The organism is Rhizobacter sp. P2_H3 (assembly GCF_056403355.1).
The window spans coordinates 25,333-39,938 of record NZ_JBFUFQ010000018.1 but is presented as its reverse complement, the minus strand read 5'-3'; the positions used below and the strand labels follow the sequence as shown (position 1 = coordinate 39,938).

The following is a 14,606-nucleotide window of genomic DNA, read 5'->3' as shown; positions in this document are numbered from 1 at the left end:
GATGCCGCTTGAACATTCCGCACAGCCCATCGTCGCGCTACGCAGCCCTGCTGGCCGTATTTGCAGCATTCGCATTGGCGGTCGCGGTCTACGCACTGGATCGTCCGCGCGGCAGTGCACCGCTGCTGCCCGCGATGCTGCGCATCGCGGACGGATCCGCATCGCACCTGGGGGTGCTCGGCGGCAGCCTGCCGAGCCTCGCGCATGCTTTCGCGACCAGCCTGCTGACCTGCCTGCTGCTGCCTGCGAGTCGCACGATGCACATCGCCGCGTGTGGCGCATGGGCGATCATCGACTCCGCTTTTGAAGTTCTTCAGCACCCGATGGTATGGCCGCCGGCCGTCGTGCTTCTGAATCAGACGCACGCGAGCTGGCTGCTGCCCAACCGTGTCGCCGCCTACCTCGTACGCGGCACCTTCGATCCCTGCGACCTCGCGGCCTGCTGGATCGGTGCGCTCGCGGCGCTCGCCTTCGCCTTCGCAAGGCTTCGCCCCCCTCCTGTCACCCGGACTCCGCCATGACTGCACTCACCTCGATCGCGGCACGCGGCGTGGCCATCGCCGCCCTCTTCGTCCTCGGCATCGCGTCGATCATCGGCTCGGGCGGTGGCGGGGGCGGCAACGACACAGTGCCCTTGAGCATCGTGTCGCAGCCGGTCGACCAGAGCGTGCTCGACGGCACGACGGCCAGCTTCGGCGTGATCGCGAACAGCGCCCAGCGCTACCAGTGGCAGCGTCTCGAAGGCGGATCGTGGGTCGACATCGCCGGAGCCACCTCGTCCGCCTACACCTTCGGCGCCAACCTGGCGCAGAACAACCTGCAGCTGCGTGTGGTGGTGTCGGACGCCAGCTCGTCCATCACGAGCAGGCCGGTCACCCTGACGGTGACGACCTCCGTCGTGCCCGCGAGCATCACCGTCGAGCCGGCCAACGTCACCGCCAACGCGGGGCTGGACGCCGTCTTCACGGTGGCCGCCGCCGGCACGTCGCCGTCGTACCGCTGGGAGTCGAGCCCCGATGGAACCCATTGGAGCGACGTGCCCAACGGCAATGCATACACGCTGATCCTCTCGCCGGCACTTGAATCGGACAACGGCAAGTCGTTCCGCGTCACCGTGAGCAACGCCGGAGGCAGCGTCGTCAGCCGCGCCGTCACGCTGTCGGTCGCGGTCGAGTTCATCGTGGTCAGCGGCGGCGATGCGTGCGGCGGCAACTGCGGTGGCGACAGCGGCGACGGCAGCGGGGTCGGCGCCGGAGACGGGGGCTCCGGCTCGGCAGGCCCCGGCTTGTCGGCGATGCGCAATGCGCGTGCCACCGTCTACAAGCCGGACGGTCAGTTGCTGGGCAGCGCGGAACTCAGCGAGGACTTCCTGGTGTCGCTCTACCCCCGCGCATACACGGGTCCGTTCATCGTCGAGTTCGGGGACGACGGCAGCGGCAACGGCATGTACTTCGACGAAGCCAAACGCTCCTGGCTGGCGCTGCAGGGCCAGAAGCTGCATGTGATGGTTCCGCAGCTGACGCACCACATCAGCGCCAACCCGATGACCGAAGCCGCCTACCAGTGGGCGCTGCGACAGTTCGGATCGCAGGCCGCGCTCACACAGGTGGCCATGCAGCAGGCCAACACGTTGATGCTGGCGCAATTGAACGCCAAGCTGCCGAGCGCCTACCAGACCACCGACGTCAGCAACTTCATGATTCCGCTGTCCAGCACGTCAGGACGCGGCGCCCTCACCAACACCTGGGCCGGCCGCTACGGCGCCGTGATGGCCGCGCTGCCGATCGCAGGAACGCTGTTCGACTCGTCACTGGCATCGCCGGCGCTGTCCTTCGCGCGGCAGTTGACGGAGGACATCAAGGACGATGGCGGCTTCAACGCATCGGCGGCGGTGGCGCAAGCGGCGTATGACAGCGGCGTCGCGAACGCGCTGAGTGCCGGCATCTGCACCGCCGTGTCCATCTGGGGGTCGCCGTCCCTGCCGTCCCAGCTGAGCACGCAGTCTGCCGGCGCCGCCAAGGCCGGGCAATTGACCCTGCTCGCCGGCAGCGCCGGAGGCAGCGGCAACTGCGACGGCTGGGCCTCCAACGCCAGGTTCGACAACCCGTGGCGGGTGGCGGTCGACGGTGATGGAAACATCTACGTGGCGGACAACCACAACCACACCATCCGCAAGATCTCGCCAGAAGGAGCGGTGCAAACGCTGGCCGGCTCGCCCGGCAAATCCGGCACCGCCGACGGCCTCGGCCTGGCTGCACGGTTCTACGCGCCGCAAGGCATCGCTGCCGATGCGATCGGAAACGTGTTCGTGACCGACGGCAGCAGCACGATCCGCAAGATCACGCGCGACGGGCTGGTCAGCACGCTCGCAGGATCACCAGGAGCGCTCGGCAACGCCGATGGCGTCGGAGCAGGCGCCCGATTCAGCGGCCCTGCCGACCTCGCGTTGGACACCCATGGCAACGTGTACGTGGCCGACAGCTTGAACAACGCGATCCGAAAGGTGACGCCGCAAGGCGTGGTGACGACACTGGCGATCAGCTCCTGCGGGTCGAACAGCCTGTCGAATCCTTCTGGCATCGCGGTTGACAGCGCCGACAACCTGTACATCTCGAACCTCGGCGGCTACGAGGTTTGCAAGGTGAACCCGGACGGCACTTCGACGTTCTTCGCCGACGGGCAAGGCAGCAGCGACGGCAGTTTCCAGGAACCACGCGGTCTGGCCGTCGACAAGGACGGCAACGTCTACCTCGCCGATGCCTTCAACGAGATCATTCGAAAGATCACACCCCAGGGCGACGTCAGCACGCTGGCCGGCAGGCTGGTCACGCGTGGAAGCGCGGACGGCTTCGGGACGGACGCGCGGTTTCGCCGGCCCAACGGCGTAGCGGTCGACTCGCACTACAACGTGTATGTCGCCGACGAAGAGAATCACACGATACGGAAGATCTCATCGGACGGCGAAGTGAGCACGCTCGCCGGACTTGCATCCAACTTCGGCTACGCGGACGGGACCGGTGGCAACGCCCGATTCCAGGCACCGGGAGGCTCGGCCGTCGACTCGCAAGGGAACATGTACGTGGCGGACGCGCTGAATTACGTGATTCGCAAGATCACACCAGCGGGTGTCGTGACAACACTCGCGGGAACACCGGGCGTGCGCGGCAACAGCGACGGCGTCGGCAGCAATGCGCAGTTCCGGTTCATTTCGATTCACTCCGACTCGATAGGCGACACCGACCCGGTCGGCCTCTGCATCGACCGGAACGGCAACCTCTATGTCGCGGACACCGGCAACAACAGCGTGCGCAAGGTCACCCCGGCGGGCGAAGTGACCACGATCGCCACGGTGCCCGATCCGCGAGGCATTGCCGCGGATCCGAACGGCAACGTCTTCGTGTCGAACTACAGCGCGATCCGGCGTGTCACGCCTCAAGGCGTGGTCACCCTGTTCGCAGGCGACGTGCAGCAATGGGGTTCGGCAGACGGACAAGGCACCGCCGCTCGGTTCACCGATCCACGCGGTTTGGCGGCAGACGCTGGTGGCAACATCTATGTGGCCGACACTGGCAATGCCACGATCCGGCGGATCACCTCCAACGGGTCCGTCACGACGCTGGCTGGCACGGCCGGCCAAAGCGGCACGGCAGATGCGACGGGCAGCGCCGCTCGCTTCAGCGTCGTGCTGGGCCTTGCGGTGGACAGCCAGCAGAACATCTACGTGGCCGATCTGGGCGGCGCCGGCGGTACAGGCCATCCGATCGCAAAGACGGTTCGAAAGGTGACGCCGGCCGGCGTGGTCAGCACCGTCGTCGGCAAGCCCGGCAGCGCCGGCAACATCCTGGGGGCACTTCCGGCGTCGCTCGGCCAGATCGGATCCGTCGCTGTCGTCAGCGACAAGCAACTCGTCATCACGGCGAACGACGGTGTGTTCCTGGCGACCTTCCCCTGAGAGACCGCTCTCAGCCTCGTGCGATGATCGGATCGCACGAGGCGCGAGCCCTGCTCCTCGCAATCTTCGAGAGACCGAGCATGGAAACCTTGGACGACATGCGACGGCGCCACCTGCTGACCATCGAACAGCACGCCGAGATCGGCGCCTGGGTCGCCAGCGCCAAGTCGCCGGAAGCGATCATGGCGATGCCGCCCCACCTGTGGCGCGCGCTGTCGCTCGCCAGCGTGCTGATGAACGTCGATGCCGAGTTGACGCAGGCGCCGATGCTCGGCGAAGGCTGACATCGCCGCCCGGGCCTGCGCCGGTCGCCTGACTACGCGGGCGGGAACTTCTGATTCAGATCGGCGAGCAATCTCTCCATCACGGCCCCCGCATTCAGCGCGTTGTTCTTCAGAGCAACCTCCACCGTCCACATCTGATTGCCAAGGGCCGCCCCCCAGGCCGCGTGATTGAACCGCTCGGTGTTGCACATCTGGATCAACGCCTTCACATCTGCGTCCATCCAAACCCCGCCGATGGGCATGCGATTCAAGAGTGTCCGAAACTGTCCCACCGACGGGGGSGGGCTGCCCGTGTGCTGCGACACCAGCTTTTGCACAGTCTCCCAAGCCTTGAATCGCCCGGAACGCCCCGAGTCAGTAGCATTGAGCTTTTGCAGATCCGTGAACACGGCTTGCTCGTCCGGCGAGACGTGGGTCTCGAAGTCAGGGCTCGAGACGATCCCATTCACCCGTTTGCGCACGTCGCTCCACGCAATCTGCTGCGTGTTCCCGACCGTCTGGATGCCCTTGCTCCAGTCCGCGAGGTCCTGGCACGCGGCCTGACAGGAACTGGTCGGCTTGCGCTGTGGCGCAGCCTCGGGGGCTGAAACCTGCCGCTGTTGCGCCGCCGGCGATGCAGCGGGCGCCTGATGGCCGGCAGGCCAAAAGTTCTTGACGGTGCGGCCCACCGCCGTCCATGCGCTGTATCGCGCCTGTCCCGGCTGCCCCAGCAGAGGCTTCAGAGCCTCGATGCTGTTGCTCAACGCCGGCGCCAACTGCGCAAATTCAGGAAAGGTGGTCAGGGTGTTCACGATCTCCTGGGCGAGCATCCAGTCCTCGGGCTGGACTTCGGGCGTGGTCTTCCCGCGCGGCGCGTTGACACGCTGGTCGTCGTAGTACGCCAGCATGCTCTTCAAGGCATCGAAATGCGCCTTGAAATCCTGCACCTGTCCGCGCGAACGCGCAGCCAGGAACGGAACACTCTGCATGGTGGCGAACGAGGCCACCTTGAACATGTGCGACCCGGAGCGAGAGGCCAGATGGCTTTGCACGCAGTGCCCTGCGGAACTGCGCTGCCTGGAAAGCGTGGTGACCCTTGCGGCGTGTTCCGGTGAGGGGGCACTCAGCGAGCGCGAGATCTTGCGAACAGCATTGGGCTGAAGTTTGGTGGAAGGACCCATGGTGGCCTCTGTGTTGAAGTGACGCCCCAGGCGCCACCTCAGCCTCACAAGCGCCGAGCCCTCACCCGAGTAACGCCCTGTATGTCACGCCAGCCGCCACATCGTTCCACGCGCAGTACATCCTTCCGCTCAGAACGTCCCCGGATACGCCCCGCCATCCAGCAGGATGTTCTGCCCCGTCAGGTACCCCGCCTGCACGCTGCACAGGAACGCGCAGAACGCGCCGAACTCCTCGGCCGTGCCGAAGCGCTGCGCCGGGATCGTCTTGCGCCGCGCATCCCACGCGGCGTCGGCGTCCTGCCCCGTCTTCTGCGCCCCGGCCCGCACCGTCGTTCGCAACCGGTCGGTGTCGAACGCGCCGGGCAGCAGGCCGTTGATGGTCACGTTCTTCGCGACCAGGTTGGTGCGCGCGAGGCCCGCCACGAAACCGGTGAGCCCGCTGCGCGCGCCGTTCGACAAGCCCAGCACGCCGATCGGCGCCTTCACCGCGCCCGAGGTGATGTTGACCACGCGCCCGTAGCCGCGCCCCGCCATCGCATCGACCGTCGCCTTGATCAGCTCGATCGGCGTCAGCATGTTGGCATCGAGCGCCTTGATCCACGCGTCACGGTCCCAGTCGCGGAAATCCCCCGGCGGCGGCCCGCCGGCGTTGTTGACCAGGATGTCGACCTGCGGGCACGCCGCCAGCGCCGCCTCGCGGCCGGCGGCCGTCGTGATGTCGCCCGCCACGCTGCGCACCTCGCCGCGCTTCAGCGCCCGCAACTCGGCGGCCGTCGCCTCCAGCGCCTCGGCACCGCGCGCGGTGATCACCACGTTGACGCCCTCGCGCACCAGCGCCTGTGCGCAGCCCTTGCCCAGGCCCTTGCTGGCGGCACACACCAGCGCCCACTTGCCTTCGATTCCGAGATCCATGCGATTCCTTTCGATGCCGTGCGGCGAATCGCCAGGATTCTCGGCGAACTCGCTACTTCAGCGCCTCCACGCGGTCATACAGTTCCTTCGACCACGGCGCATCGGGGGCCGTCACTGCCTTCTGCACCGCCTGCATGAACGGCTTGCGGTCCACCTTCACGATGGTGCGGCCGGCCTTCTCGAACTCGGTCACGAGGCGGTGCTCGGATTCGAGGATGTCGCTGCTCGCCCGCGTCGACGCCTCCCAGAGCACCTGGTCGAACAGCTTGCGGTCGGCCGCCGGCATCGAACTCCAGGTGGTGCCCGACACCACGGTGACCAGCGATTCGGTGATGTGCCCGGTCAGCATCGTGTACTTCTGCACCTCGTAGAACTTCTTGGCCTCGATCGTCGGCAGCGGGTTCTCCTGCGCATCGACGGTGCCGTTCTGCAGCGCCAGGTACACCTCGGCGAATGCGATCGGCGTCGGGTTGGCGCCCACCGCGCGCGGGAACATCATGAACAGCGGCGCATCCGGCACGCGCAGCTTCATGCCCTTCATGTCCTCCGGCTTCAGCACCTGCTTGTTCGCGGTGAGGTGGCGCTGGCCGTAATAGGTGTAGCCGGCGATGTGGTTGCCGCCGCTCTTGCTCTCGTACCCCGCCGCCAGCTCCTTGAAGATCGCGCTGTCGCGAAAGCTCTGCCAGTGCGCATGGTCGCGGAAGATGAACGGCCCCGACGCGATCGACAGCGGCGGGTAGGCCCGCCCGGCGAACGCCATCCCGGTGTAGATGATGTCCACCGTGCCCAGCGTCAGCCCCTGGTTGATGTCGGTCTCCTTGCCGAGCGTGGACGCCGGGAACACGTCGATCAGGTACTTGCCGTTGCTGCGCTTCTTGATCTCCTCCGCCGCCCACAGCGCCTGCTTGTGGTACGGCTCGCTGGTCTCGTAGACGTGGGCCCATTTGAGCTTGGTCTGCGCGAGCCCGGCGGTGCTGCACAGCGCGAGCAGCGCCAGCGCGGCAAAACGCTTGAAAGGCTTGAAGGAAGAGATCCGGATCATCGTCGTCTCCTACGGCTTGTTGAGGTTCAGCTTCGGGATCAGCACCTTGAAGGTCTCATGGTCGCGCGCGACCACCTGCTTGAAGGCCGCCGCATCGGCATACGCATAGCCGAGGTTCAGCTTGTCCATCGCCTCATGCAGGCTCGGCTCGGCGGCGGTCTTCTGCGTCGCGGCGCGCAGCACGTCGACGACGTCCTGCGGCGTGCCCTTGGCCACGCCCAGGCCACGCCACGTGCCGATGCTCAGGTCGACGCCGCGCTCCTTCAGCGTCGGCACCTTCTCGAAACCCTTCACGCGCTGGTCGGCCATCACCGCCAGCGTCTTCAGCTTGCCGGCCTGCACGTAGGTCGACACCTCCGCCGGGCTGACCGACACCGCATCGATCTGCGAGCCCATCAGCGCCAGCACCGCCGGCCCCGCGCCCTGGTAGGGCACGTGCAGGAACTTCGCGCCGGTGCGGTCTTCGAGCGCGGCCGCGGCCAGGTGCCAGATCGAGCCGACGCCCGAGTTGCCCACCCGCAGGTCGCCCTTCTTCGCGGCGGCGATGAACTCCTCGTAGGTGTTCCAAGGCGCATCGGCACGCACCGTGATCGCGGCCGGGTCGGCGTTCAGCTGCGCGATCGGGATGAAATCCTCGTGCGTGAACTTCGCGAGACCCAGGTGCGGCAGCGTCGCGATCTCGACCGTCATCACCGCGATCGTGTAGCCGTCGGGCTTGCTGTTGATCACGTAGCTCCAGCCGATCGCGCCGCTCGCGCCCGGCTTGTTGCTGACGTACATCGAGGCCGGCAGGTGCTTGCGCGAGGCCTCGGCGAAGGCGCGTGCGAGCGCGTCGGTGCCGCCGCCCGGTTGGTAGGGCACCAGCAGCTCGATCGGGCGCGTCGGGTAGTCGGCTGCGCGCGCGTTGGAGGCGGTGAAGGCCGAGATCCCGGCCAGGGGCAGCAGGCAGGCGGCAGCCAGCAGCAGGGCGTGCCGTGCAGCATCGAAGCGAATCATCGTCGTTGTCTCCGTTCAGTCGTCGTTGTCGTCAGGAAAGGGAAATTCAGGACACGGGATTCAGGAAAGAAGGCGCGGCAGCCACAGCGAGATCGCCGGCACGAAGGTCACCAGCGCCAGCGAGGCCAGCAGCGGCACCAGCCACGGCAGGATCGCCATCGTCGTGCGCTCGACCGACAGCCGGGCCACGCGCGCCAGCACGAACAGCACCAGGCCCATCGGCGGGTGCAGCAGCCCGATCATCAAATTGAGCACCATCACCAGCCCGAAGTGCACCGGGTCGATGCCCAGCCGCTGCACGATCGGCAGCAGGATCGGCACGAGGATCGTGATCGCCGCGGTCGGCTCCAGGAAGCAGCCGACGAACAGCATCAGCGCATTGGCCAGCAGCAGGAACTGCCACGGCTCGCTCGCGATGGCCAGCACCCCTTGCGCGATCAGCTCGGTGGTGCGCGTGGCGGTCAGCATCCAGCCGAAGATCGACGCGGCCGCGACGATGAACAACACCGTCGACGAGGTCTCCACCGTGTCCATGCACGCCTTGACGAGCGCCTTCAGGCTCAGCGTGCGGTACCACGCCAGGCCGAGGAACAGCGCCCACACGCAGGCGGCGATCGCGCCCTCGGTGGCGGTGAACAGGCCGCTCGTCATGCCGCCGATCAGCAGCACCGGCGTCATGATCGGCAGCACCGCATCGAAGCGGAAGAAGCGGTCGGCCGCGAGCAGCGCCGCCATCGCGAGCGCGGCGGCGAGCTGCATGTTGACCCCGGTCCCCGACAGCGCCCACAGCGCGAGCGGAAACGCCACCACCACCGCCAGCTCGGCCAGCGCCTTGGCGATGCGGCGCCATTCGGGCCGGGTGTCGCGGCCCCAGCGGTTGCGGCGCGCGAACCAGGCCACCGTCAGCATCATCAGCAGCGCCATCACCGCGCCCGGCACGATGCCGGCCAGGAACAGCTGCCCGACCGACACGTTGGCGAACATCGCGTAGATCACGAACGGCAGCGACGGCGGGATGATCGGCCCGAGCGTCGCCGACGCGGCCGTCACGCCGACCGCGAACTCGGTGCTGTAGCCGTGGTCCTTCATCGCCTTGATCTCGATCGTGCCGAGGCCGGCGGCATCGGCGATCGCGGTGCCGCTCATGCCGGCGAAGATCACCGAGCCGACGATGTTCACGTGCGCCAGCCCGCCGCGCAGCCAGCCCACCAGCGCGAGCGAGAAGTTGTAGATGCGCGTCGTGATGCCGGCCACGTTCATCAGGTTGCCGGCCAGGATGAAGAACGGCACGGCCAGCAGCGGGAAGCTGTCGATGCCGCCGACCATGCGGTGGATCACGACGAAGGGCGGCGCGCTGCCGCTCAGCAGCACGAACAGCAGCACCGCCGCGGCCATCGCGATCGCGACCGGCACGCCGGCGCCCATGAACGCGAGGAAGACGAGCTTGAAGACGGCCGTCATGGCTGCGCGCTCCTGTCATCGGCGTCGACCGGATCGCCGAGCTCCGGCCGCTCGAGCACCGATGCACCGCGCCGCCAGTTCGCACGCGCGACGCCGACCGCGCGCCAGGTCATCGCGGCGAAGCCGAGCAGCACCGCGCCATACACCAGCCCCATCGGCAGGTCGACCACCGCCATGCGGCTCGCGCCGATGCGCCCGATCAGCTGCCAGGTCAGCACCGCGCAGATCGCGAGGAAGCCGATTCGCAGCGCATCGACGAGCGTCGCCACCACGCGCATCGGCCGGGCGGGGAGCACGCGGTACAGGTAGTCGACCTGGATGTGGTTGTTCTTGCGCACGCCGATCGCCGCGCCGATGAAGACGATGGCGACGAGGAAGTAGCGGGCGATCTCCTCGGTCCACGAGGCCGAGTCGTTGAGCGCGTAGCGGGTGAAGAACTGGTAGAAGACCGTCGCCCCGAGCAGCACGAACAGCGCGAACGCGAGCCAGTCCTCGGCACGGTAGGCGCGCAGGTCGACCTCGGCATCGTGGATGTCGAAGTGCGCCGCCTCCTGCGCCACGGTGGGCGGCGTTTCGTGCAGCGGCTCGTCGAGGGCGGCAGGCGGCATCACGGCTCTCCCGGCTTCCAGCCCGAGGCGAAGCGCACCTCGGCGTTCTTCATGTGCTTGCGCATCGCGTCGCGTGCCGCGCGCGGGTCGCGCCCGGCCACCGCCTGCAGCAGCTCGCCGTGCTCCTCGACCGCCTGCTTCCACACCGCCTCGCCCGAGAAATGCGATTCGAGCTGCGTGTACAGCGGGCCGGTGCGCGCCTCCCACAGCTGCTGCACCACCATCAGCAGCGCGCTGTTGCCGCTGGCCTCGGCCAGGCACAGGTGAAAGCGCTGGTCGGCGGCCACGGCCTCGGGCGCGTGCGTCGCATGGCGCTGCATGTCGACGAGCGCGCTCTTCAGGCGCTGCAGGTGCTCGGGCGTCGCATGGGTGGCCGCCAGCGCCGCGGTCTCGGACTCGATGATCCAGCGCGCGCGGATCAGGTCGAACGGACCTGGCGGCGTCGCCTCGGTGCGGTGCGACGCGCCGCCCGGCTTGCGCGCGCAGACGAACACGCCCGCCCCGCCGCGCACCTCGACCAGTCCCTCGACCTCCAGCGCGATCAGCGCCTCGCGCACCGACGGGCGGCTCACGCCGAGCTGCTCCGAGAGGTCGCGCTCCGACGGCAGCCGTGCACCCACGCGGAACTCGCCCTTGTCGATGAGGCGGCTCAGCTGGTCGGCGATCTGCCGGTACAGCCGGCGGCTCTCGATGGTCTGGATGGGCATGGACAACCGGGCGCCTGGATTGGTCAGGCCAGTTGATCTTCTGTGAGCCGTCTCGCGGGTCCAAGAGGGTTGGCCCTGTCAGGGAACTCCCTGACCGGCCTGCGGTTGCCAATTGGCCTGACCACTTGTCCAATGTGCGGATGGACCTGTTTCGCCTCGACGGCAAGGTGGCACTGGTGACCGGTGCGAGCCGCGGCATCGGCCAGGCGATGGCCATCGCGCTGGCGCAGGCCGGGGCCGACGTGGCGGGTGCGGCGCAAGGCGACCAGGCCGGCACGCAGGCGGCCGTGGAGGCCTGCGGCCGGCACCTGAGGGCCGCGTTCTTCCTCGCGCAGGCTGCGGCGCGGCGGTTCGTGCAGCAGGGCCGCGGCGGCAAGGTGATCAACGTCGCGTCGATGCTGTCGTTCCAGGGCGGCGTGCGGGTCGCGTCGTACACCGCGGCCAAGAGCGGGCTGATGGGCATCACGCGGCTGCTGGCCAACGAATGGGCGCCGCTGGGCATCAACGTGAACGCGATCGCGCCCGGCTACATCGCGACCGACAACACGCTGGTGCTGCGCCAGGACGAGAAGCGCAACGGCGAGATCCTCGCGCGCATTCCGGCCGGTCGCTGGGGGCGGCCGGACGACCTCGCGGGGGCGACGGTGTTCCTCGCCGCCGCGGCGTCCGACTACATGCACGGCCACACGCTGGCAGTCGATGGCGGGTGGCTGGCACGCTGAAGAAGACGACGACAACCACAACGACGGAGACGACATGACATCGAGATCGATACTCGCGGCCGCCGCATGCGCGCTGGCCTTGCAGGGCGCTGCGCGCGCCGAGGATGCGCTGGACCTGAAGCTGCGCAACGGATGGGCCGTCGCGGTGCAGCAGGAGGGCGCGATCGCGCAGCGCAGCAACAAGACCTCGTACCCGAAGGTCACCACCAGCGACGCGGCGCAGGCCTGGACCTATGCCGGCTCCGGCGAATGGACCAGCGGCTTCTTCCCGGCCAACCTGTGGCTGCTGCACGGCCAGTTCGCGGCCGACGGCTGGAGCACGCAGGCGCAGACCTGGCAGAACGGCATGGAGGGCCAGGACACCAACACCGGCACCCACGACGTCGGCTTCATGGTGTTCACGCCGTTCGGCAATGCGTACCGGCTGACCGGCGTCGACAGCTACCGGCAGGTGGCGCTGACCGCCGCCAATTCGCTCAGCCAGCGCTACAACGGCACCGTGGGTGCGGTGCGCTCGTGGGGCTCGAACGGCGACAACGCGAACTTCCAGGTGATCATGGACAACATGATGAACCTGGAGCTGCTGTTCTGGGCCAGCCGGCACGGGGGCTTGACGGCGCTCTACAACCAGGCCCGCAGCCACGCGCTGAAGACGCGCGACAACCACGTGCGCGCCGACGGCAGCAGCTTCCACCTCGTCACCTACGACCCGGTGACCGGCGGCGTGAAGTCTCGCACCACGGTGCAGGGCTACAGCGACAGCTCGACCTGGGCGCGCGGCCAGGCCTGGGGCATCTACGGCTTCACGATGACGTACCGCTTCACCGGTGAGACCACCTTCCGCGACACCGCGCGCAAGATGGCCGACTGGTACCTCGCGCACCTGCCGGCGGATTCGATTCCGCACTGGGATTTCAACGACCCGGCGATCCCGGGCGCGCCGCGCGACACCTCGGCCGCGGCGATCGCGGCGGCCGGGCTGATCGAGCTGTCGTTGCTGGAGACCGACGCCACGCGCGCGACGACCTACCGCAACGCGGCGCGCACGGCGCTGGGCGCGCTGCTGTCGGCGCCGTGGTTCGCGACGCTGGGCACGCCGTCGAACAGCCAGGCCTTGCTGCTGCAGAGCGCCTACAACCACCACGCCGGCAACACGCTCTACAACCAGGGCACGGCCTGGGGCGACTACTACCTGCTGGAGGCGATGCAGCGCTGGCGCCGCATCGACCCGGGCCTGGCGGCACTGCCGGTGGCCTCGGTCAGCGCGACCAGCGCGCAGGCGGGCAACCCGGCCGCCAACGCGATCGACGGCAGCCTGGCGACGCGCTGGAGCGCCGAAGGCGACGGCCAGGCGATCACGCTCGACCTGGGCTCGAGCCGCGCCATCCAGAAGGTCGGCGTGGCCTTCTACCTGGGCGACCAGCGCACCGCGCGCTTCGACATCGCGACCTCACCCGACGGCAACGGATGGACCACACGCTGGCGCGGCATCTCCAGCGGCCAGACGACCGCGAAGGAGTTCTACGACATCACCGACGTGACGGCACGCTACGTGCGCATCACGGGGCATGGCAGCACGGCGAGCCAGTGGAACAGCATCACCGAGCTGTCGGTGCACTGAAGAGCGTCAGCGACGCCGTGTCTTCGCGGCCGGCGCCGCAGCCTCGCCGCCCTGCTGCAGCCCCTCGGCCATGCCGATCAGCACGCCGCTGACCAGCGCCGAGTAGCTGTCGAGCAGCGCCTGCGCCGTCTTCAGGCCGAGCGCGCGGCTGTTGCGGATGGCGGTCTGCGCCTGCGACACCAGTTGCTCGACGGCGTTCGATGCCTGGGCGCCGGTGTCGGTGCCCTTCAGCTTCATCGTCTCGAGCACCTGGCTCCAGGCCCCCTGCAGCGGCTCGGTGGCCGAGCCGGCGGCCTTGCTGACGGTCGAGAAGAAGGTGTCCTCCATCTTCTCCAGGTCGGCCAGCGCGCCCTTCAGCTGCTTTTCCTGCAGCCCGACGCCCTGGTCGACGAACTGCTGCAGCGCCTTGCGGTGCGCCTCGACGGCCTGCAGCAGCGCGCCATCCATGCCGGAGAAGGCCTTGCCGAGCAGCGCCTCCGGGTCGATCGCCGGCGAGGGGTTCTCGGCGAGGCCGGTCGAGGCGGCCTTGGTGACTGTCTTCACGACGCCGCGGATGTTCTGCAGCGTCAGCTCGCGGCCTTGCAGCGCCTTCAGCGTCGCCTCGCCGACCGCCTTGCGCAGCGCCTCGCCCTGGCGGGCGCTGGCCTGCGAGAACATCGCGATCAGTGCGTCCTGGTCGATCCCTGACTTGCTCATTCGCTTCTCCTGGTGGTGTGCTCGGTGGCGTGGTCGGCCGGCGGAATCCGGCGCCCCGCAAGGGTATCCAACTGTTTTCGAGAAGGAAACCTCGCCAGCCCTGATAATGTCGGACCCGCGCGGCCGCGGGCCCTCTATGGGGCCTGCGATCCGCGCCCTTTCCCTCCGGGTGCGCGACCCGCGCCCGCAACCCCCTGATCCATGGCCAAAGACCAAGTCAAAAACTCGATCGATGCCGAAGGCCTGCGTTATCGCACCAAGGCCCCCGGCTCTCCGTTTGCGTCTGCCGGCGTGTTCAGCGCCGCGACGATGTCATGCTTCCTGTGCGGCAAGCACCGCGCGCGCACGTCGCTGAAGTCGCGCAAGCTGCTGGGCAAGACCCAGTTCGTCTGCGCGCCGTCCTGCAAGGAAGCCGACGAAGCCTAGCCTGGATCGGCCCGCTGAG

14 protein-coding genes are annotated in these 14,606 nt (G+C 68.2%); 6 read left to right on the top strand and 8 right to left on the bottom strand.

All coding sequences use genetic code 11. The features are described from left to right. The first annotated feature begins 8 nt into the window (after positions 1-8). The 3 genes from AC1D1T_RS06030 to AC1D1T_RS06020 all read left to right on the top strand — a co-directional run bounded on the left by AC1D1T_RS06030 (position 9) and on the right by AC1D1T_RS06020 (position 4,236). A complete protein-coding gene (locus tag AC1D1T_RS06030) occupies positions 9-521 on the top strand; it encodes a hypothetical protein (protein WP_477826050.1) in 513 nt (170 codons plus the stop codon). After that, complete coding sequence (locus AC1D1T_RS06025; protein ID WP_477991619.1) at positions 518-3,952, top strand: hypothetical protein; 3,435 nt, start codon at positions 518-520, stop codon at positions 3,950-3,952. Before AC1D1T_RS06030 ends, AC1D1T_RS06025 begins: the two co-directional genes overlap by 4 nt. Before the next feature lie 80 nt (positions 3,953-4,032). Beyond that, on the top strand, positions 4,033-4,236 hold the full coding sequence (locus AC1D1T_RS06020) for a hypothetical protein (protein ID WP_047504418.1): 204 nt from the start codon (positions 4,033-4,035) through the stop codon (positions 4,234-4,236). Between the two features lie 32 nt (positions 4,237-4,268). On the opposite strand, the gene AC1D1T_RS06015 is transcribed toward AC1D1T_RS06020, so the two are convergent. From AC1D1T_RS06015 to AC1D1T_RS05985, 7 genes are all read right to left on the bottom strand, one after another. Next, complete coding sequence (locus AC1D1T_RS06015) at positions 4,269-5,396, bottom strand: hypothetical protein (RefSeq protein ID WP_477842113.1); 1,128 nt, start codon at positions 5,394-5,396, stop codon at positions 4,269-4,271. A gap of 129 nt (positions 5,397-5,525) precedes the next feature. Beyond that, complete coding sequence (locus AC1D1T_RS06010; protein WP_477828387.1) at positions 5,526-6,308, bottom strand: SDR family oxidoreductase; 783 nt, start codon at positions 6,306-6,308, stop codon at positions 5,526-5,528. 52 nt (positions 6,309-6,360) lie between these two features. Continuing rightward, positions 6,361-7,350, bottom strand: a complete 990-nt coding sequence (locus AC1D1T_RS06005) for a sialic acid TRAP transporter substrate-binding protein SiaP (protein ID WP_047504426.1) — start codon at positions 7,348-7,350, stop codon at positions 6,361-6,363. A 9-nt stretch (positions 7,351-7,359) separates the two neighbouring features. Next, complete coding sequence (locus tag AC1D1T_RS06000; RefSeq protein ID WP_047504429.1) at positions 7,360-8,346, bottom strand: tripartite tricarboxylate transporter substrate binding protein; 987 nt, start codon at positions 8,344-8,346, stop codon at positions 7,360-7,362. A gap of 60 nt (positions 8,347-8,406) precedes the next feature. Then, positions 8,407-9,807: a TRAP transporter large permease gene (locus AC1D1T_RS05995; RefSeq protein ID WP_477826254.1), complete on the bottom strand. Its 1,401-nt coding sequence runs from the start codon at positions 9,805-9,807 to the stop codon at positions 8,407-8,409. Beyond that, positions 9,804-10,415 (bottom strand): TRAP transporter small permease, encoded by a 612-nt coding sequence (locus AC1D1T_RS05990; RefSeq protein ID WP_477826253.1) that lies wholly within the window; start codon positions 10,413-10,415, stop codon positions 9,804-9,806. The genes AC1D1T_RS05995 and AC1D1T_RS05990 overlap by 4 nt, the downstream gene beginning before the upstream one ends. Further along, complete coding sequence (locus AC1D1T_RS05985) at positions 10,415-11,122, bottom strand: FadR/GntR family transcriptional regulator (RefSeq protein ID WP_477842979.1); 708 nt, start codon at positions 11,120-11,122, stop codon at positions 10,415-10,417. The genes AC1D1T_RS05990 and AC1D1T_RS05985 overlap by 1 nt, the downstream gene beginning before the upstream one ends. 140 nt (positions 11,123-11,262) lie before the next feature. Between AC1D1T_RS05985 and AC1D1T_RS05980 the strand changes: the two genes are divergently transcribed. Together AC1D1T_RS05980 and AC1D1T_RS05975 are read left to right on the top strand one after the other, a co-directional pair. Beyond that, positions 11,263-11,844: an SDR family oxidoreductase gene (locus tag AC1D1T_RS05980; RefSeq protein WP_477826251.1), complete on the top strand. Its 582-nt coding sequence runs from the start codon at positions 11,263-11,265 to the stop codon at positions 11,842-11,844. A gap of 34 nt (positions 11,845-11,878) precedes the next feature. Next, a complete protein-coding gene (locus AC1D1T_RS05975; protein ID WP_477826250.1) occupies positions 11,879-13,465 on the top strand; it encodes a discoidin domain-containing protein in 1,587 nt (528 codons plus the stop codon). 6 nt (positions 13,466-13,471) lie between these two features. Here AC1D1T_RS05975 and AC1D1T_RS05970 read toward each other — a convergent pair whose 3' ends face one another. Next, complete coding sequence (locus tag AC1D1T_RS05970) at positions 13,472-14,161, bottom strand: DUF6781 family protein (protein ID WP_477826249.1); 690 nt, start codon at positions 14,159-14,161, stop codon at positions 13,472-13,474. Between the two features lie 201 nt (positions 14,162-14,362). On the opposite strand from AC1D1T_RS05970, the gene AC1D1T_RS05965 reads away from it, so the two are divergent. Further along, on the top strand, positions 14,363-14,587 hold the full coding sequence (locus AC1D1T_RS05965; RefSeq protein WP_047504444.1) for a hypothetical protein: 225 nt from the start codon (positions 14,363-14,365) through the stop codon (positions 14,585-14,587). Positions 14,588-14,606 lie beyond the last annotated feature (19 nt).